Below are 19,383 nucleotides of genomic sequence, written 5' to 3'. Positions count from 1 at the left end.
TGCTGATTCTGCTTTGAGCCAATAATAAACAAGCTTATTTCATAATCTTTGCCCGAGAGTGAATACAAATTTCAATCTTGTTATAATAATTGGGATCTATTCCAATATATTTTTTATCTTTATGATCGACAAACCATACCAGATAGTTTACAGTCGGACGTTATTTTTCCCTAAATAATCCTGTCTCGCCACCAAGCCAAGACAAAAAACCTTTAAACCAGCGGCAATTGCCGTCTCTGGTTTAAAGGTTTTATTTTGCGATCACAATAACCATTGACCTGCTCTATTCAACCATGACCCTTCCACAAGGAAATAACTTTGGCCTCGAACTGGCTGCGGAACGGTTTGGCTTCTGGCGCTCCGGTTACCTTTTCGTACAAGCCGTTTGGCTTCAGCTCCCGAGCCTTGACGTTATCCTCCAGATTCAGGTTCAGCATGGTGATCAAAATATCGCGCAGCGCGGGGTCAAAAACGGGGCACATCAGCTCAATCCGCTTCATCAGATTTCGAGTCATCCAATCCGCGCTCGATAAGTAAACCTCTTCATTTCCATTGTTATAAAAATACATCACTCTGGAATGCTCCAGGAATCGGTCAACAATGCTGATGACCTTAATATTTTCGCTGCGTCCAGCAACGCCCGGTCTAAGACAGCAAACGCCTCTGACGATTAAATTGATCTTAACGCCGGCTTGCGAAGCTTCATACAGCTTGTCGATCATCTCCTGATTGGACAGGCTGTTCATTTTGGCAATTATTCGCGCAGGCTTTCCTGCGAGAGCATTGTCGCGCTCACGGTCAATAAGCCGGTACAGCTTTTCCTTCAAATCCGTTGGCGCTACGCCAAATGCCTTCCAGTCATACGGCGAGGAATACCCTGTAACCTCGTTGAACAATGCGGAAGCATCAGCCCCAATGACGGGATGAGAGGTAAAAAGGCCAATATCTGTATACAACATCGCTGTATTGTCATTGTAGTTGCCGGTGCCTACATGAACGTAACGACGCAGCGTTCCTTGCTCTCGCCGGACGACCAGCAATATTTTGGCATGGGTTTTCAAGCCGACAAGACCGTATACCACATGACAGCCCGCTTTCTCCAGCTGTCTTGCCCATGCAATATTACGCTCCTCGTCAAACCTGGCCTTCAGCTCGACTACAACCGTCACCTGCTTGCCGGACTCGGCTGCATTGGCTAACGCCTGCACAAGCGCAGACTGCCCGCTAACCCGGTAAAGCGTCATTTTGATCGCTAATACGTCGGGATCATACGAGGCTTGCATCAGAAAATCGGTTACAGCCTCAAAGGATTCGTAAGGATGATAGAGCAAAACATCTCTCTCTCTCATAACCTCAAACATATCGTCCGTTTCGTCAAACTCGCGCGGATAAACAGGCTCCAGCCGCTCATAACGTAAATTATCATGTCCAGGCAGGCTGCCCGAAAAACGCATCAAAAAGCTGAGATCCAGCGGCCCGTCGATTTCAAACAAATTATCCTGAATCTCCAGCTCCTCAAGCAAGGTATCCAAAGCATAAGGATGCATGCCCTTGCCAACCTCCAGCCGAACGGGGATGCCCCATCTGCGGCGGCGCAGCTCCTTCTCGATTTCCTCCAGCAGATCCTCCGCGCCTTCTTCATTCAGCGTCAGATCCGCGTTGCGGGTCAATCGGAACGGATTTACGGCAAACGGCGTATAGCCGTTAAACAAGGTGTTGATATAACGTTCGATCAAATCCTCAAGCAAAACAAACTCCTGCTTTTTGCTATTGGTTCTGCCGGGTATAGGTACAAACCGTGGTAAAATCGACGGCACCTGCACAATGGCAAACAACGGCTCATCGTTTTCCTCAGCTTCTTCACGCTGCAGCAAAACCGCCAGATACAGCTCTTTGGTATGAACAAGCGGAAACGGACGGCTCTGATCGACGGCCATAGGCGTCAAAACCGGAAATACAATTTCATGAAAATAGTCGCTCATTGCATGGCTCTGAGATGCGTTAAGCTCATCCAGCGTACGCATGCAAATGCCTTCCTTGGCAAGCGCCCTGATAATTTCCCGATAAGTGCGATATTGCTCTCCCACCATCGTGGTTGTTCGCTTGATCAGCCTCTTCCACAAGCCTGCCGGCGTATAGCCTGAAAAATCGGTTTTCGCTAATCCGGCACGCATCTGATCCTGAATGCCGGCTACCCGAACGCTCATAAATTCGTCCAGGTTGCTTGACACAATGGATAAAAACTTGGCGCGCTCCAGCAGCGGATTTTGAATATCCTGCGCTTCCTCCAGCACTCTCCGGTTAAACTCGATCCAGCTTAGGTCACGGTTAACGTAATGGGACATATGCTTAATCATCATGTTCCTCCTAGAAACACATATAAACAACAGCGGAAAATAAACGACTTGTCTGTCCCATTGTACAGGCCATTGTTTATCATCATATCAAATAAATATTAAGACAATGTAAAAATTAGGCTTGCCTTTTTAATATCGGCGAATAGAATAATTCCCATTTTTCATCACTTTTTCAAGCCACTTCAGGATCAACCCTTTAAAAATGGGCCTCGTTGGCGGCAGCAATAGCAATAATCCGGCTATATCGGAGAAAAATCCGGGCAGCAGCAGGAGAATCCCGCCAACAAGCACGCAAAGACCGTCAATTAAAGAGCGGCCCGGCATAATGCCTTGCTGGGTCTGGCGCTGAACCTCCTGCCATACCTTCCTTCCCTCCAGGCGGGCAAAATAAGCACCCAAACCGCTTGTCACAAGCAACAACAAAAAGGTATTCCAGCCGCCAAGCCAATCTCCGACTTGTAGAATGCCCCAAATTTCAATGATGGGAAGTAACAAAATAACCGGAACGATCCATTTTACCATTCTATTCCACCCTCTTCTTATTGACCGCCTATCGCCGCATAAAGCTCTGGCAGCTGCTTGCTCAGCCGTACCGGCTTCCACTGGCTGTTCAGCCATACATGCCGCGTCGCCCCTTCAACTAGTAGCTCGCCTGGAAGCTCTGCGTCCTCGGCAAAACAAGGTTGAAACTGTCCCTCTGCTACTTTACGGATTTGAGACTGAAAAGTTAGCTTGAGCGGCGACACCTCCGCCACGGTCGTACATACGAGCACCATATCATCATAGCGGGCAGGGGCAAGATACGAGCATTGCAAATCGACTACGGGCAGAAGCAAGCCATGTTCTTCAATAGCCTTATAGGAATAGCCCCGCTGCCTTATCCATTCAGTACGGCCAATTTCAAACCAGGTTACATAATTCGCATGAAAAACAACACCCATGCTGTCGCATTCCTGATAACGGACGCGCAGCGGATGACAATACCAGTTTTTAAGGTTTAGCATACCCCGTTCTCCCTTAATCACATTCTATTTGTTCTTCCATTTGCAAAAAGCGACGGTGAAGGATCACCATCGCTTGAATTTGCCTCTTTATTTAGGGGTGGTTACAGCTCATTAAAATACTCTGGATTGACCGGAATAAATAACGCCGGTTTCTCCATAAATAGTGACTTCCATGCCATCCTTCAGCGTTTCAAGCGCATTGGCAACGCCAAGCACAACCGGGATGCCCAGGTTCAAGCCGCAAACGGCTGCATGGCTAGTAATGCCGCCTTGCTCCGTTACAACAGCGCCGGCCTTTTCAAAAGCAGGCATATATTCCTTGTCAGTGGAAACCGTAACAAGGATATCGCCAGGCTGAACCTTTTCATTTGCTTCTTGCGGCGTACGGGCTACAACCAGCTTGCCTGTTACGTTTTGGCTGCCGATGCCTTGACCTTGCGCAAGCAATTCGCCGACATGATGAATTTTAATCAGGTTTGTTGTGCCTGCGCGGCCGATTGGCACGCCTGCCGTAATCACAACCGTGTCGCCAAGGCTAAGCAAGCCTGTACCCAATGCGCCTTTAACGGCATGCTCGAACATTTCGTCGGTCGTATTGGCGTCTTGTCCTTTAACCGGGAATACGCCCCAGCCCAAAGCCAAACGGCGCATAACAGATTCGTCAGGCGTAACAGCGATAATCGGAGCTTTTGGACGGTATTTGGATACAACGCGTGCCGTAAAGCCGCTTTGCGTCGATGTAATAATCGCTTTAGCGTTCAAATCAAGCGCGGAGTTGGCAACAGCCTGGCTGACCGCTTCCGTTACGCTTGTTTTTTGAGCATTGGCTTGTCTTGTGAAAATTTCACGGTATTCCAATGCCTGCTCTGTACGTTCAGCAATACGGGACATCGTTTGTACCGATTCCACAGGGTATTTGCCTGCAGCCGTTTCGCCGGAAAGCATAATAGCATCCGTGCCGTCAAAAATAGCGTTGGCAACGTCGCTTGCTTCTGCGCGAGTCGGACGCGGGTTGCGCTGCATGGAGTCCAGCATTTGAGTTGCTGTAATAACCGGTTTACCGGCATGGTTACATTTTTTGATCATCATTTTTTGAACCAGCGGAACCTCTTCTGCCGGAATTTCAACGCCCAGATCGCCGCGCGCTACCATCAATCCGTCGGAAACCTCCAAAATTTCGTCCAGGTTGTCTACGCCTTCCTGGTTTTCGATTTTGGAGATGATTTGGATATGGCCGCCGTTATGCTTCTCAAGAAGCTCGCGGATTTCCAGCACGTCGCTTGCTTTGCGGACAAAGGAAGCTGCGATAAAATCAATGCCTTGCTCTATGCCAAACACGATATCCCCTGCATCCTTTTCCGTAATGCCAGGCAAGGAAATTTTTACGCCGGGAACGTTAACGCCTTTTTTGCTTTTGATGGGACCGTTATTGACGATGCGGCAATGAATTTCAGTACCGTCAATGCTTTCAACCGTCAGGCCGATCAAGCCGTCGTCGATCAGTACCGTCGAACCAACGGTAAGGTCGTTAGGCAAATTGCTGTATGTAACCGGAATGCGGCTGCGATCGCCCAAAATTTCTTCTGTTGTCAGCGTAATTGTTTCGCCCTGAACCAGTTCAATCGGCTCTTCCTTCAGTTTGCCCAGACGGATCTCGGGACCTTTCGTATCCAGCAGGATCGCTACTGAAGTACCCAATTCAACATTTGCTTGACGGATGTTCTTGATCCGGTTGCCATGCTCCTCAAAGTCTCCGTGGGAGAAGTTGAGACGCGCCACGTTCATGCCCGCTTGGATCAGTTTTTTGGTGTTTTCCAGCGACTCGCTGGAAGGACCGATAGTACATACGATTTTTGTTTTGCGCATTTTTCATTTCCTCCGTCTGATGCATAAATTGTCTACTGCTTAACCCTCATTGCCTAATTGTTGCAAGTATTGAAGCTATCTATACATGCACGCCAGCCGGAACTTGTCCTTTTGCCGGCTTGACGAGTGTATGCAAAACCAAATCCTGTCGTACATCCAAAAATCCGAAAACACGTTTAAGGCAAATACGCCTTAGTTTATTTGAGGCGCGGCTTCCTTATCCTGCTCCAACGTTTCACCGGAGTTTTTCTTTAGGCTGGCTTCATCCAGAGTTACCGCTTCAGCTTCCAGGGCCGGAGGTTCTGAGGCCTTTTCCGCAGACACAAATTGAAACTCTCCGATTTTGCGGAACTTCTGATAACGGTCCTCTATTAATTCAGTTGCGTTCATGGCAAGCAGCTCCTCCAGATGACGCGTTACTGCCGTCTTGATGGACTCAGCCTGAACCTCGAGATCACGATGCGCGCCGCCTTGCGGCTCCGGAATGATTTCCTCGATGACGCCAAATGCAAGCAAATCCTTGGCTGTAATCTTCATCGCTTCCGCAGCCTGATCCGCGCGTGAAGCATCCTTCCATAGGATGGAGGCCGCTCCATTTGGAGAAATTGCGGAATAAATGGCGTTTTCCAGCATGAGCACCCGGTTGCCTACGCCAAGCGCAAGCGCACCGCCGCTGCCTCCTTCGCCAATAACAACGCAGACGATAGGCACGCCAAAACCCGCCATTTCGCGCAGGTTGCGTGCTATAGCTTCCGATTGGCCGCGTTCCTCGGCCGTATTGCCGGGATAAGCGCCCTTTGTATCAATAAACGTAATAATGGGACGACCAAACTTGTTAGCCTGCTGCATGAGACGAAGCGCCTTGCGTAAGCCTTCCGGATGCGGACTGCCAAAGAATCGGGCAATATTGTCCCGGGTATCCTTGCCCCGCTGATGGCCGATAACAGTCACGGGTATTCCGTTCAGCTTCGCCAAGCCGCCTACAACGGCCAGATCGTCCGCAAACAGACGGTCGCCGTGCAGCTCGATAAAGTCGGTAAATATGGAACCGATAAAGTCCAGAGAGGTTGGCCGCTGATGATGGCGGGCCAAATGCATTTTCTGAGCGGGGGTCAGCTCGCTGTAGAGCTCTTCCTCCAGCTGCTTGCAGCGCTCCTCCAACCGTAAAATCTCCTCGGAGAAATCGATTCCCTTGCCTACGCTCAGGCTTTTCAGCTCCTTGATTTTCTGACGAAGCTCCACAATGGGCTTCTCAAAAGGCAGCTCATTCGGCATCAATCGACTCCTCCTTTTTTACGCCGTGCAAATCCAGCAGCTTGCTTAATGTGCTCTTCATATCCTTGCGATGCACAACCTTGTCAAGCTGCCCATGCTGCAGGTTAAATTCCGCAGTCTGAAAATTGTCCGGCAGCTTCTGGCGAATCGTTTGCTCGATGACGATCCGTCCGGCAAAGCCGATCAACGCGCCGGGCTCGGCCAAATTGTAATCGCCAAGCGACGCAAAGCTGGCCGATACGCCTCCCGTCGTAGGATCCGTAAACACGGAAATATACAAGCCGCCGTCCCCTTGAAAACGGGACAACGCCGCGCTTGTTTTGGCCATCTGCATCAAGCTTAGAATGCTTTCCTGCATCCGGGCTCCGCTGGACGTGGAGAAGATGATCAGCGGCAGCGACTTGCTATGAGCCGCCTCGATTGCGCGCGTAATTTTCTCCCCGGCCACTGAACCCATGCTGCCGGTAAAGAAGTCAAAGCTCATGACGGCAACAACAACTGGGTAACCGTCAATCGTTCCTTCTCCCGTCACCACGGAATCCTTCAAACCCGACTTGGCCTTCTGCTGCTCCAGCTTGGCTTCATAGCCGGGGAATGTGAGCGGATCTACAGATTCCATATCCTCGTCATACTGGGTCAGACGTCCGCCGTCAAGCGTCATCGCGATGCGCTCCCATGCGTTTAACCGGTAATGATGACCGCATGACGAACAAACCTTCAGGTTTTTCTCCAGTTCCTTGCTGTACTGAATGGTGCCGCATTTGGAGCACTTGTTCATCAGTCCCTCAGGAATGTCCCGCTTGGGACGTTCGGAAGGGATAGTTGCATATTTTTTCTTGGAAAACAAATCTTTTATCTGCACGTTATGTGACACCTCTCAAGGCGCAATAGTATTGAGCCGGACCTTACGGACGAATGATGGAATTAAAAACTTCCTGCACTTCCTCTAGCTCGCCGGACGGGACCAAAATCTCATATTGCTGTTTGGACAGATTGACGGACCGGATTTTGATTAAAAAACCTTCTTCCGTGAGCCGTTTCCTAATGGTTTCTGCCATTTTTGCTGTTGGTGCGATGTAAATAACCGTCCACATCGTGGTACCTCCTGAAAGCCATGCGTCAGCAAAGCTGACCTTAAAACTTGCCAATCCTGCCAAAGGCCATATGATGTCACAATGATAACACAATTACAGGCTTTCCGGCAAATGATATTGGATGGCCGCAGGATCGCCGTGTGCGATTCTTGCAGATGCGGCTGCGGCAAGGCCCGCTACCAGATCATCGAGAAAAACATGAATTTTTTTGCCCTTTTCATTCAGCTGCCGGATGATGCCCGGCTTCACTTTGTCCAAATAGCCGAAGCTGGTGAGCCCAATCATGCCATAAACATTGGTAATGCCAAGCGCCAGCGTTTCATCGACTCCGTAGAGAGATTCGTCGCGCTCCATAATCGCCTGAAGCGGCTCCGGAAGCAAACGCTTCTCCGCAAGCTCATCCAGCGCAATGCCTGTATAAAGGACATATTGAACCTCCCGCTTCTCCAATACGGCGCGAACGCTCTCCTCGCATTGCTCCACTGTCAGGCTGCCGTTATAAGGCTGCTGAAGGCTCAACACGATTTCTGCAACATCTGCCACCTTGACGCCTCGTTTTTCCAGCCAGCTTTCGATTTTGCTCATGGGCTTCATCCTCTCGCAACTGCTTGTATCTATATGCATATGCGAATCCATCCGGTTATGTGCCTGTTCGGAAAAGCCGAGAAAGCGGAAACGCTGCAAGTCGCTCCATGCGCAAAAAAATCGCGGAGCGGATTGTTCATCCGTTCTGCGATTTAAGGCGACTCGGGCCTCATGCCCAGCTTGCGGTAATCTCCTGGCGTAACGCCTACGATTCGTTTGAACACGCGGCCAAAGGTGATGGAGTTGGCATATCCTACCTTCTGCGCGATATCCTGAACGTTGTCGCTTGTGCCCGCCAGCAGAAATTCGGCCCTTTGCATGCGAAGCTGCGTCAAAAAATCTACAAACTTCATATCAAATTCTTCCTTGAAAAGATGACTGGCGTATTTCCCCGATATTTGGAACTTGTCGCTCAAATGCTTCAGGGACAGGTCCTGGTTTTCAAAGTTTTCCTCGATGTATTTTTTCATTTCGCTGATCATGGCCCGGTAGCTTTTCGACTCATTCGCAGACACATAAATTCTGTATATTTCCGACAGCCAGCCCAGCATAACAGCCTTCACTCCGTCAAGAGAGGTCTCTGCCTCCAGCTCGGCGTAATAAACCGCACTCCCCGGTTCGTTCATCATGCGGCGCAGTCCATCCGACAACTCGCCAAGCTCGCGGCCCAGCATCTGCACCAGTAAGCGCAGCACCATGCGAATTTCCTCGTCACTGATTCCTTCGGCCCGGAAAACGGAAAAAATATCCTCAAGCCTGCTTCTCCAGCCCTCATCCGCCAGCCGAAATTCCCTGACCAGATCCCCAATCATTTTCAAATAACGATATGACTTTGATGAGCTTGGCTCCGCCGGGTTTCCGGCCAGAACAATCATATCCTGCCCCAGCGCAAGCTTATGCCGCAGCGCTGTATCCGCTGCGGAGCGCGATTGCGGAAGCTCCTCCAGCTTCGGGACGCTGGGGCCAATTCCGATAGCGAGCGACACGCCAAGATTATCGCTTGTCCATCGCAGGCATCTCTCCGCCAGCTGCCGAAGCGCCACTCCGTCTGTAGCGGAAGCTGGTTCTTCCTCCAGGGACACGATAAGTCCCAGCTTGCTGCCGCTCATCCACTCCGCCCATCCCCGCAGCCCTTCTTCAGCCGCCATTTCCTGAAATACATTCATCATGGTCAGCTTCAGCACATTTTGATCTTCATTGCCGAATTTGTCGCGAAACGCTGCATATTGATTGATTTCAGCGGATATAAAGGCATAATGCCCCGAACCTCTGGACAAAGGCAAGGCCTGCAGCCTTTCCATTCTATCCGCGGTCACTGCCGAAGGCTCTCCCTCCAGCAGATCCAGAAACAGCTGACGGCGCTGAACAAGCAAATTTTCGTCGTATTGTTCCCTGTAATCCACGGTCTGGGCAATCAACGCTTCCAATGCCTGATCGATCAGCACCAGTTCATTCCCGGATGGCCGCTGCAGCGTTTCATCTCGCAATTGCAGAGCTTCCAGCCGGTTCAGCATCACTTTAATCGGGCGGTAGTTTTTACGGGTAATGTAAAGAATATAGGCTGTTCCCGCAACAACTGTCGCGACGCCTATGCCGATCCAGATATAAGTAACAACCGTCATCCAGCCGTACAGCTCGCCGGCAGCAATTCCGCTTTCGAAAGTCCATCCGGCGCGCTGAGATGTAATCCGGTTCAATACGTCCCTCGACTCCCCGGAGTCCTGCTGAAGAGAAAAAACAAGCTCGCCCTGCTCATCCACAACGCGCATAAACGACAGCTTGCTGTTGGTCATTGCTTTGATCATGCCCTCAATCCGGTACATGCTTGCATTAACAACAATGATCCCTTCGGAGCCAAAAGGAAGCGGAAGCTGCTTGCTGATGCTCATGACCCTGACGGTTTCGTCAGAGCCATACGCGCGGAAGTCGCGGACAGAGCTCCACTCCCTCTCGCTTTCGCTCAGCTTCGCTTGTCCCAGAAAGTCCCGGTCCGGAAATTCGGCTATAGGCACCAGTCCGTTCACTGTCAGCACCTGATCATCCGACTTTCGGTAAATATAAATGGAGTCGATCAGCTCATTCCGGTATAGCAAACCTCTCAAGCCATGAACAACATCAAACATGATATTTCCTTCATCCTTCGGCTCCAGTCCGGCTGGCCCCAGAAAGTCCGCGACCTTCCTGTTGGTTTCCACCTCCTGCAGCACCGCAAGCTGTAAAGAAGCAAGGGCTTTATCGACCGCGTCCACCACGTATTCGGTAGAAAGGCGATTAGCCTTGGCCGTTTCATTCCGGGACATTTCTCCCACGATCAGAAAGGACAAAAAAATAAGGATCGAGATGGTGAGCAGAAAAATGGGAAAATAGGAAAACATCATTCTGCTTGACCAATTCCACTTCATTATCTCTTTGCCCCCTTTTGAACAGCCTTTTTACATAAGTTTTGCTCTCGTGCCCGCTGCCATTCTGCTTATGACAAACAACAGGCCCGCTCCTGCCAGAGCGCTGATTGTGCAGGCCAGATACATGTAATCGGCGCCGCCGTGATAGAACAAATAACCGTTAAGCAGGTTGCCAACGATTCCCCCGAGACCGGAGAACACCATCGTAAAAATGCTTTGTCCCGTCGCCTGCATCTCTTTTCCGGAAGCCGCCGCCACATATTCCACCGCAGCCACATAAAACAAGCCGAAGGATAGCCCGTGCAGCACCTGGATGCCGACCATAACGGACGGGATAGGAAACAGCCATTGAATGCCCCAGCGCAGCGCATAGAAAAATGCCGCCAAAAGCAGGGTACGCTCGTGTCCGATCCCTTTTACGATTTTTGCAGCCAGCAGCATGGAAGGCACATTCGTCAAGGATGCCAGCAGCAGCGCTGTTCCGACAAGCGAATAGCTGCCGCCCGCGCCTTGAAAGGACAAAACAAAAAACGAATTATACGCCGTGAGCGTTTGATTGACAAAAAAGCAAGCAACAAGAAACAGCACAAACCTTGGGTTGCCAAGCAAATCCTTCAGCCCTCGGGACAATGAGATGGAGGAAGACATTTCATTGCCTCGCATGGACAAGGTCAAAGCGGTGACTGCTCCCGCAAGGCTAAGAGTAAGAAACGGCATCCAAAGCTGCGTAATGGCGAAGTAGGACAGAAAGGTCCCTCCGGCATAGCCGCCAAGCGCCGTTCCAAGGCTTCCAAGACTGCGTATCGTGCCATAGGAGGTTTTGGCCGCGCGTGCAGCAGACACTGCATAGGAATCCGCAATCGGACTTTGTGTTGCCTGAAAAGCAATAGACAATATATAAGCTGCCACAATAAGTGCGATATACTCAAAGCGATAAAAAAAGGACATGCATGCCGGCACCGTTATGCTAAGCAGCAGCACGAGCTTGGTTTGACGGAAGCGGTCAACCAGTATGCCCCAGATTGGCTGAACCAGTATGGACAAAAGAGTTCCCGCAGACATCAGCACTCCCGCTACATCCGCGCCTATCCCTTGATGAACGAACAGGGCTGTCAAATATGGATTGAACAGCCCACCGGCCAACCCTGTAAACAAATAAAGTATTCTTAGCTTAAGCAAATCTCTGCGAGCTTCCAGTGGTACGCTGTTCATCACGATGCATTCTTCCTTCTTGAGAGGTCGTTCAAAAAGTACGCCTTCCATTACGGGCCATGACTGGCGTCATGGACGGCGGCGAATATGGCTTTCAGCCGAAACTTCCGTTGCTCACTTAGCTTCCACTAAGCTCCGTTCCTCGATTTCTAGCTTCAAACCATCTTCTTGGTACTGGAAACCGAACTTTTTGAACCTTCATTTGATGTGGTCGTTCAAAAAGTGCGCTTTCCATTACGGGACATGACTGGCGTCATGGCCGGCGGCGAATATGGCTTTCAGCCGAACTCTCCGGTACTCACTTAGCTTCCACTAAGCTCCGTTCCTCGATTTCTAGCTTCAAACCATCTTCTTGGTACTGGAAACCGAACTTTTTGAACCTTCATTTGATGTGGTCGTTCAAAAAGTGCGCTTTCCATTACGGGACATGACTGGCGTCATGGCCGGCGGCGAATATGGCTTTCAGCCGAACTCTCCGGTACTCACTTAGCTTCCACTAAGCTCCGTTCCTCGATTTCTAGCTTCAAACCATCTTCTTGGTACTGGAAACCGAACTTTTTGAACCTTCATTTGATGTGGTCGTTCAAAAAGTGCGCTTTCCATTACGGGACATGACTGGCGTCATGGCCGGCGGCGAATATGGCTTTCAGCCGAACTCTCCGGTACTCACTTAGCTTCCACTAAGCTCCGTTCCTCGATTTCTAGCTTCAAACCATCTTCTTGGTACTGGAAACCGAACTTTTTGAACCTTCATTTGATGTGGTCGTTCAAAAAGTGCGCTTTCCATTTATTTATTGTTCAAAGATGCGAGCTGCGGCTGCAGCCGCTCCAATGGCGCCCGCTTTGTTGCCCAGTCCAGCCCTGCGGATGTCCACATGGAAAGGCGTAAACGATGGTACCCGCTCTGCGATTTCCTTAACATAATATTCGCCGGAATCCGCCACCCCGCCGCCCAGCAGGACTAGCTCCGGGTTCAACAGGCTTGTTGCGCTGCCAATAAATGCAGCCATATGCTGGAGCGGCTTCTCCATAATCGCCAAAGCGTCGGCGTCGCCGGCTATGGCGCCTTGAAGCACCTGAGGCGCGCCAACGCTGTCGCTGCCGCTCATGGCTTTATCTTTATAGTAAGCTCTGGCAAGCGCGCCGATGCCGGTTCCCGACGTCACGCTCTCCAGCGGTCCAAACGCGTCTCCATCCAGAGGTTTACCATTCAATGCAGGGAGGTCAACGATGGCATAACCCGCTTCTCCCGCCGCGCCGCCTGCTCCCTCGTAAAGCATGCCGTTCAGCAGCATCGCTCCGCCGATGCCCGTGCCTACAGTCAGCAGCAGCACATGCCGCTTCCCTTGGGCTGCCCCCTGCCAGCATTCTCCAAGCAACGCCATATTAACATCGTTTCCGAGCTTCACATGGCCCTGATAATATTGCCGGATATATGGAAGGAGATCGCCCTCCGGCCAAGGTAAAGCCGGAGCATGGCTAAGCTTGCCTCCTTGCGAGATAACGCCCGGAAATCCAATGCCTACGCCCGATATTTGGTCCAGCGTCAAATCCATTTTCGCGAGCAATGACTTAAGTCCATCAAACAGCCATTCAAAAAAAAGCTCCGGCTTGCCATGCTGCGATGTCTCCCACTTTTCCAGCAGCTTGACATCGCCGTCTGCGCTTGCGATACAAACCATCGTTTTAGTGCCCCCGACGTCAATCCCGACTACATGACCCATTCCCTTTTGAATATCCATGCCTGCCTCCATCCCGCGGCAACCCTGTACCTGCTTGTACAGCAAAGGGTCCGCAGCATTATCATATCAGCCTATCATTATAAATCATTAAGCCTGTCCGGTAAATGACGCGGGGCATGGAACAGCAAGCAAAAAACGGCTATCGCTTCAGCAGCTTTTCAGGCTCAAGCTCCAGCACAAAGCTCATCTCCACACTTCCGCTGGCCGCCTGATAGGCATATACGATTTCCGCTTTGCCGGACTCCGTCTGGATGACAGGAATGAGGGCTTTCGCCTTGACCCTGCAGAGCAGACCTGGCAGCCTCCACAGCTCAGGCGTTAATTCAGCTCTGGACATGCCGGGGCCCGTAATTTCAAAATAAACCTCGATATCAAGCTCGCTGTCAATCCTTGCAATGACCTCCAGCTTGTCCTTTTCAGCCTTGGCGTCAAAAACGATGCCCCGAAAATGGGTATTCCAGCCTTTGCCCTTCTCCCGGCGAATCAGCCTTAAATAATACCGCTCGCCCTCCGGGCTGATCCAATGAATCGTTGCGGGATGCATCTGCCCGTTTGTATTCCGGCTGCCCGACATAGCTCCGATCATAAGATTTCGCTCAATCCAGGCAGCAGCCGTACACAGGTTGCGATTTTGTCCCGGACGGTCGCGCTCGCACAGCTCCCTGAACCGTTTGACGGCATAGCGGTCGCCCCCATGCACCATCAGTCCCGGCAGCACATCCTCCGGCACGTTTACGCCAACCAGCGCAATGAGCGGATCATGGCTCGTTTCGCAATTGACGCCGGTCAGATGACGCCAGTCATCGCCTAACGCCAAATACAGAAATACCCCGACGGAGCTATGTCCCGTCATTTCCATTTCATAAGCGCGGGCAAACGGCCCGGACAGGTTCTCCAGAACCGGATTGTAAAACAGTCCGATATTGCGCCACAGCCCAGCTTCAATTTCTAGCCCTGCAGCCAGAATGCCCGGCGAACGTCCATACCGGCGCCACATGCCCAGCACGGTCAAATCCACGCCGTAATAGGTTGTCGTATTAAATTCCGCAAAGCTCCCAAATTCCCGGAATTCAACAAGAAAACCGCTTGCTTCCCTCTCCGCGTGCTGAATCCAGTCGTTATTGCTATAACGATAGCCAAAATAATGAACGGCAAAAATATGCATAAGCTCGATATTGGAATTCATCGGAATGGCGTCATTTAACCGGCGGTGTATTGAACCGGCCACTGCTCGCCGCATAGAAACATCCATTCGGGCAATAAGCCCGCTTGACAGCTCTGTTTCAAAATGCTCCAGAATAACGGCAAAGGAGCATGCGATAAATTCGCGCCAGTTGGGGTCAAAGCTGCGCCAGACAGGAGGAATAACGGAATCAGCCGCCTTCCAGAAACGGTCCCTCATCTCGCCCGGAGCTAGACCCGGCAGGCTTTCCGCCATCGATTTTTCCAGGGACGACGCTATTTTTTCCAAGGTGTCGTTCAGAAAATATGCAAAGCCGGGTCCAAAACGATTCCATTGCTCATATCCGCCTGGAGGACGCGCCGCCTCCGGTGCTGTCAGAAAGGTGCCGTCATAGATTTCACCCGGCGCATCAAGCTGAAGATCAATAACGTTGTGCAGCAGCTTTTCCGCCAGCGCAGCATCTCCGTCTTCGCCTCGAACTAGCAATCCCAGCGCATAATGCACGCTGCTGCGGGTATCGTGGCGGTCCGGTCTTTCTTCATCCCGAAGCAGCCCTATCTCCCCGTCATATAGCGCATCCATCAGGTCCATCGCCTGCTCCACCAAAAAACGAGGACGTTCATCCAGCTTATCCAGCATAGTCGTTACCATTCATTTGCCACCTTCCTTAACCTTTAACCGCTCCCAGCATAATACCACTAATAAAGTAACGCTGCAGAAACGGATATACAATCAATATCGGCACAGTCGAGAAAATAACACTGGCTGCCTTCAGGCTTTCCGGCATCAACTCCGTCATTCCGAGCCCCTCCTGCTGCAGCAGATCGCCAACCTGATTGTTCTGAATCATTTGATACAGCTTAAGCTGGAGCGGATAAAGCACAGGTTTGGCGATATACATCAGCGCGTCCTGGAACGCGTTCCAGCGGCCAACCGCATAAAACAAGCTGAGAGTTGCTAGAGCAGGCAGCGACAGCGGCAAAATAATACGGAACAACGTCCCGATATGAGAGCTTCCGTCAATTTGCGCGGCCTCCTCCAGACTGCCGGGAATGCCTTTGAAGAAGGAAATAAGAATAATCATGTAAAACGGGCTGACCAGACCGGGAAGCACAAGCGCCCAGATGGAATCCAGCAGCTGCAGGTCGCGGACAAGCATATATTCAGGAATGATCCCGCCGCTAAAAAACATCGTAACCACGATCACGAGCATAAACCATTTTCGTCCCTTGAGATCGCTTTTGGACAAGGCGTAAGCCGCCGCAATCGTCATGACCATAGAAGAAACCGCAGTTAACAGCGTTAAAAAGATAGTAAAGCCTAACGACTGAATCATGCTGGCATCGGAAAAAACTTTAATATAGGCCTCTAACGTAAATTCTTTTGGGAAAAAGCTGACTAAACCCGACATAATGGGACGGCTGGAGCTTAGCGATATCGCAACAATGTGGATAAACGGAGTCAGGCATAGGAGCACGGCCCCAAGCATGAGCACAATGTTGGCGGAATCGAATAATTGGTTAATACGGCGTTCGCTCATCGGGATTTCCTCCTATACTTTAGAAGTTGTTCAAAAAATTCGCCTTCCATTACGAAGCATGCCTTGCGGCATAATCAGCGTCGAATATGAAATTCAGCCGAAATGTCCGGTGCTCACGTAGCTTTCACTACGCTCCGCTCCTCCATTTCTAGCTTCATTCCATCTTCTTGGTACTGAAAACCAAAATTTATGAACTGTTATTTCTATTTAAAGAATGCTTTCATCGGCTAGCTTTTTGGAGGCGTAGTTGGCGCCAAGCAGGAAGAGCAGGCCAACCAGTGCCTGGAATAAGCCTACGGCGGTTGCAAGCGAAATTTGACCGGATTGCATGCCGATCCGATAAACAAAGGTGCTTAGAACATCGGAGAAATCCCTGACCGCTACGTTGCCGATAATAAAGGGACGGTCGAAGCCGATGGCGACCATATTGCCCAAATTAATGATCAGGAGAGTCGCAATCGTCGTTTTGATGCCAGGCAACGAAATATGCCAAATTTTGCGGAAGCGGTTTGCGCCGTCCACCTCGGCTGCTTCAAACAGCTCCTTGTTGATACCCGTCAAAGCCGCCAGATAGAGAATGGTGCCCCAGCCCGCGCTTTGCCAGACCCCAACAATGAGATACGTGAACAGCCAGTAATATTTGTCGGATAAAAACGGAATGGCCTGAATGCCGAAACCATGCAGCATGTTGTTGATAAAGCCGGATTGGGTGCCAAACACCTGCAGCACAATGCCGCCGATTATGACCCAGGAAATAAAATGCGGAATATACAAAATAGTTTGAGCCATTTTTTTGAACCAGGCTATACGCAGCTCATACAGCATGATCGCCAAAATAAGCGGAGCGGGAAAGGATACAACGATGTCCAGCAGGTTCAGAAACAGCGTATTGCGCAGCGCCTTAAAAAAATCGTTGTTTTGGAAAACCTCGCGAAATATATCCAGGCCTACCCAATCGCTGCCGGCAATTCCTTGAAAAAAGTTAAAATCTTTGAAAGCAACCTGAACACCATACATCGGGCCGTATTTGAACAAAACAAAATAAATGAGCGGGAGCACCAGCAACACATAAAGCTGCCAGCTTCTCCTGATGTAAATCCAATTTTTCATTGCTCTCACTCCTCTCGGGGTAGGAAACAGCTGCGGGAAAGGCTCAGGAAACCAATCTCTAGACAGGCTTCAGAGCCATTCCCCCGCGCAGCCGCCCTCTTATTTGCCGGACATTGCCTTGTAAGCTTCTGTGCGTTCGTCCAAGATGGCTTGGCCGCCGCTTGCCATGTAGTCCTTGAGCATGGAATCGAACGAGCTATCGAACTGATCCGGTTTCACCATAGTCAGCCTAACAATCATTTCCTCGAACTTATCCGACAAGGCGTTTCCATATTTGGCTTCAGCCGCGATGGGATGATCAAAACGAACGGGCTGAATGTTATCGACATTGGAGATTTCTACTGATTTACGCATATCAGCCTGGAAGGCGGCTGGTGTTTGAGCAATGTATGCCGATTCATTTTTTACATCGTCGCCGGCGAATTTGCCGTTCACAATAATGGCGATGTCGCCAAAATTATAAATCCGGTCCTTGGCCTCCTGCGTAGCATCCGCCTTAACGACGGGCACGCCGTCCACCAGTGTAAAGTTTTCATTTTCAATGCCGTATTGGATATCGAACAGATTTGTGCCAGAAGCCATCCAGTCCAAATATTTCAGAGCCGCTTCCGCGTTTTTGCTGGATTTTGGAATCATGACGTACATAGCGTTAGGGGCATACGCAGGTTTCGCGTGTTTGCCTTCGGAATTTGTAAAAGCGTCTACCGGGGTCATGACGGCGCCGGGTACGTTTTTCTGAAGATTTTCGTAGCCGCCATTGGCGCTGAAATAAAGCTCTCCCGCATCCTCGGTATAGAACCCTACCAAGCCGTTTTGCATATCCTGCCAAAGCTGTTTTTTATCCTTGTCCAGGCCAAAATCCTTGCTCATAAGTCCTTCATTAAACAGCTTGTTCATGAAGCGGAGGCCGTCTTCAAAGCCCGGAAGAAGCGTCGGATAGTCGCTGGACCCCAGCTGTTGGGTCAAGGTATAACGCTGCTCCTCGGTCAATGGCTCAATAAACGACCAGAGCAGCGGCTCGTATTGTGCAGCCGCAAGGCTGACGCCAAAGGGGATTACTCGGCCGCCCGTTGCGCCGGGGTCGCTTTCCTTAAACGCCTTAAAGGTATCGTAGAGCTCCTCCGTGGTTTGCGGAACCGGAAGTCCCAGCTTGTCCAGCCAATCCTGGCGCACGTAGCCGGCATATTTGCCCAGTACAAGGCGTCTGCCCGGAATAGCAAATTGCTGTCCCTTGTATTGGCCATAAGCAAGCGTATCCTCTCCCAGAAACTTCTTTAAGTTAGGAGCAAACTCGTCCAGCATGCCCGACAGATCAGTCAAGCCGCCTTGCTCCGCATAGCGGTTAAACGTACCGGAATCGTATGTGAAAACAATATCGGGCACCTCGCTTTTGCTCGCCATTAATACGTTAAGCTTTTGAGTTTCCTCTGAACGCGGAACCGGAACAAACTCCACATTGATGTTGTTCGGATCGCCGAATCTTTCTTGAACAAGATTGGTCAAATAACTGTTTGTAATGGTATAGCCGGCAGGTGCATTGCCCCGGTCGAATATTTCAACCTTTAATGTAGTGGCTCCTTGGGATGCAGCCCCATCGCCGCTTCCTGTCTCCTCCTTAGTTGTGGAAGAACATGCGCCAAGCAGCAATGAAGAGGCCAGCGTTACAGCCAGTGCGGGACGCGCCCACTTTTTCAGCATACTTTCAGTCATTTGTCATCACCTTGCCCCTTCTCGGTTTCTTATTATCATCTCCGGCTGTCCGCAAAACTCACCGCTTTATCCCTCCATTGCTTCAGCCTTAAGCCTTGGCTTGGCTTTTACATCCGGGAGGTGAACCGTGTTTGGTTTTGCAGCGATATTCCGCCTGCCCTTGATGTTAGATAGTATCACATTAAAATCAAAAAAAGCACAATAAACTATTTTCATTCATAAAAAATCACTGGATTTGTGTTAACTATTATCACATAATAAACAATTTTCGTCTAAATAAACGCTTTTCCTGCTCTGGTTTAT

General features: G+C 50.5%; 15 protein-coding genes. All 15 read right to left on the bottom strand.

The annotated features are described in order from the left end of the window. Nucleotides 1-287: 287 nt before the first annotated feature. On the bottom strand, nucleotides 288-2,357 hold the full coding sequence (locus tag A7K91_RS23170) for an RNA degradosome polyphosphate kinase (RefSeq protein WP_068686854.1): 2,070 nt from the start codon (nucleotides 2,355-2,357) through the stop codon (nucleotides 288-290). A 129-nt stretch (nucleotides 2,358-2,486) separates the two neighbouring features. Next, the gene (locus A7K91_RS23165) at nucleotides 2,487-2,879 is read right to left on the bottom strand and encodes an FxsA family protein (protein ID WP_068686853.1); all 393 of its coding nucleotides are present in this window, start codon (nucleotides 2,877-2,879) and stop codon (nucleotides 2,487-2,489) included. A 17-nt stretch (nucleotides 2,880-2,896) separates the two neighbouring features. Then, complete coding sequence (locus A7K91_RS23160) at nucleotides 2,897-3,361, bottom strand: acyl-CoA thioesterase (RefSeq protein WP_068686852.1); 465 nt, start codon at nucleotides 3,359-3,361, stop codon at nucleotides 2,897-2,899. 111 nt (nucleotides 3,362-3,472) lie between these two features. Further along, complete coding sequence (gene pyk / locus A7K91_RS23155; RefSeq protein WP_068686851.1) at nucleotides 3,473-5,227, bottom strand: pyruvate kinase; 1,755 nt, start codon at nucleotides 5,225-5,227, stop codon at nucleotides 3,473-3,475. A 192-nt stretch (nucleotides 5,228-5,419) separates the two neighbouring features. Further along, complete coding sequence (locus A7K91_RS23150; protein ID WP_068686850.1) at nucleotides 5,420-6,502, bottom strand: acetyl-CoA carboxylase carboxyltransferase subunit alpha; 1,083 nt, start codon at nucleotides 6,500-6,502, stop codon at nucleotides 5,420-5,422. Further along, nucleotides 6,492-7,364, bottom strand: a complete 873-nt coding sequence (gene accD, locus A7K91_RS23145) for an acetyl-CoA carboxylase, carboxyltransferase subunit beta (protein WP_082967700.1) — start codon at nucleotides 7,362-7,364, stop codon at nucleotides 6,492-6,494. The genes A7K91_RS23150 and accD overlap by 11 nt, the downstream gene beginning before the upstream one ends. 43 nt (nucleotides 7,365-7,407) lie before the next feature. Beyond that, entirely contained in the window at nucleotides 7,408-7,596 is a 189-nt protein-coding gene (locus A7K91_RS23140) for a glutamate decarboxylase (protein WP_068686849.1), read from the bottom strand. A gap of 93 nt (nucleotides 7,597-7,689) precedes the next feature. Beyond that, on the bottom strand, nucleotides 7,690-8,181 hold the full coding sequence (locus A7K91_RS23135; RefSeq protein WP_068686848.1) for a phosphatidylglycerophosphatase A family protein: 492 nt from the start codon (nucleotides 8,179-8,181) through the stop codon (nucleotides 7,690-7,692). 152 nt (nucleotides 8,182-8,333) lie between these two features. Further along, the gene (locus tag A7K91_RS23130) at nucleotides 8,334-10,583 is read right to left on the bottom strand and encodes a helix-turn-helix domain-containing protein (protein ID WP_068686847.1); all 2,250 of its coding nucleotides are present in this window, start codon (nucleotides 10,581-10,583) and stop codon (nucleotides 8,334-8,336) included. 30 nt (nucleotides 10,584-10,613) lie between these two features. Further along, entirely contained in the window at nucleotides 10,614-11,795 is a 1,182-nt protein-coding gene (locus A7K91_RS23125) for an MFS transporter (protein ID WP_068686846.1), read from the bottom strand. Nucleotides 11,796-12,586: 791 nt separating this feature from the next. Continuing rightward, nucleotides 12,587-13,537, bottom strand: a complete 951-nt coding sequence (locus A7K91_RS23120; RefSeq protein ID WP_169833447.1) for an ROK family protein — start codon at nucleotides 13,535-13,537, stop codon at nucleotides 12,587-12,589. 139 nt (nucleotides 13,538-13,676) lie between these two features. Further along, a complete protein-coding gene (locus tag A7K91_RS23115) occupies nucleotides 13,677-15,371 on the bottom strand; it encodes a hypothetical protein (RefSeq protein ID WP_068686844.1) in 1,695 nt (564 codons plus the stop codon). A gap of 16 nt (nucleotides 15,372-15,387) precedes the next feature. Then, entirely contained in the window at nucleotides 15,388-16,260 is an 873-nt protein-coding gene (locus tag A7K91_RS23110) for a carbohydrate ABC transporter permease (protein WP_068686843.1), read from the bottom strand. A gap of 207 nt (nucleotides 16,261-16,467) precedes the next feature. After that, nucleotides 16,468-17,370 carry an ABC transporter permease gene (locus tag A7K91_RS23105; RefSeq protein WP_068686842.1) on the bottom strand — a complete coding sequence of 301 codons (903 nt, stop codon included), beginning with the start codon at nucleotides 17,368-17,370 and terminating at the stop codon, nucleotides 16,468-16,470. Nucleotides 17,371-17,469: 99 nt separating this feature from the next. Next, on the bottom strand, nucleotides 17,470-19,080 hold the full coding sequence (locus A7K91_RS23100) for an extracellular solute-binding protein (RefSeq protein ID WP_068686841.1): 1,611 nt from the start codon (nucleotides 19,078-19,080) through the stop codon (nucleotides 17,470-17,472). Nucleotides 19,081-19,383: the final 303 nt, after the last annotated feature.

This window comes from Paenibacillus oryzae (assembly GCF_001675045.1).
Lineage (GTDB): Bacteria > Bacillota > Bacilli > Paenibacillales > Paenibacillaceae > Pristimantibacillus > Pristimantibacillus oryzae.
Note: the sequence above shows the minus strand (reverse complement) of the source record. Positions and strands in the feature narration are given on the sequence as shown.

Bases quoted from the DNA above. Each gene is read 5' to 3' on its own strand.
- A7K91_RS23170 (WP_068686854.1), bottom strand. From the start codon at position 2,357: ATGATTAAGCATATGTCCCATTACGTTAACCGTGACCTAAGCTGGATC.
- A7K91_RS23165 (WP_068686853.1), bottom strand. From the start codon at position 2,879: ATGGTAAAATGGATCGTTCCGGTTATTTTGTTACTTCCCATCATTGAA.
- A7K91_RS23160 (WP_068686852.1), bottom strand. From the start codon at position 3,361: ATGCTAAACCTTAAAAACTGGTATTGTCATCCGCTGCGCGTCCGTTAT.
- pyk (WP_068686851.1), bottom strand. From the start codon at position 5,227: ATGCGCAAAACAAAAATCGTATGTACTATCGGTCCTTCCAGCGAGTCG.
- A7K91_RS23150 (WP_068686850.1), bottom strand. From the start codon at position 6,502: ATGCCGAATGAGCTGCCTTTTGAGAAGCCCATTGTGGAGCTTCGTCAG.
- A7K91_RS23140 (WP_068686849.1), bottom strand. From the start codon at position 7,596: ATGTGGACGGTTATTTACATCGCACCAACAGCAAAAATGGCAGAAACC.
- A7K91_RS23135 (WP_068686848.1), bottom strand. From the start codon at position 8,181: ATGAGCAAAATCGAAAGCTGGCTGGAAAAACGAGGCGTCAAGGTGGCA.
- A7K91_RS23130 (WP_068686847.1), bottom strand. From the start codon at position 10,583: ATGAAGTGGAATTGGTCAAGCAGAATGATGTTTTCCTATTTTCCCATT.
- A7K91_RS23125 (WP_068686846.1), bottom strand. From the start codon at position 11,795: ATGAACAGCGTACCACTGGAAGCTCGCAGAGATTTGCTTAAGCTAAGA.
- A7K91_RS23120 (WP_169833447.1), bottom strand. From the start codon at position 13,537: ATGGATATTCAAAAGGGAATGGGTCATGTAGTCGGGATTGACGTCGGG.
- A7K91_RS23115 (WP_068686844.1), bottom strand. From the start codon at position 15,371: ATGGTAACGACTATGCTGGATAAGCTGGATGAACGTCCTCGTTTTTTG.
- A7K91_RS23110 (WP_068686843.1), bottom strand. From the start codon at position 16,260: ATGAGCGAACGCCGTATTAACCAATTATTCGATTCCGCCAACATTGTG.
- A7K91_RS23105 (WP_068686842.1), bottom strand. From the start codon at position 17,370: ATGAAAAATTGGATTTACATCAGGAGAAGCTGGCAGCTTTATGTGTTG.
- A7K91_RS23100 (WP_068686841.1), bottom strand. From the start codon at position 19,080: ATGACTGAAAGTATGCTGAAAAAGTGGGCGCGTCCCGCACTGGCTGTA.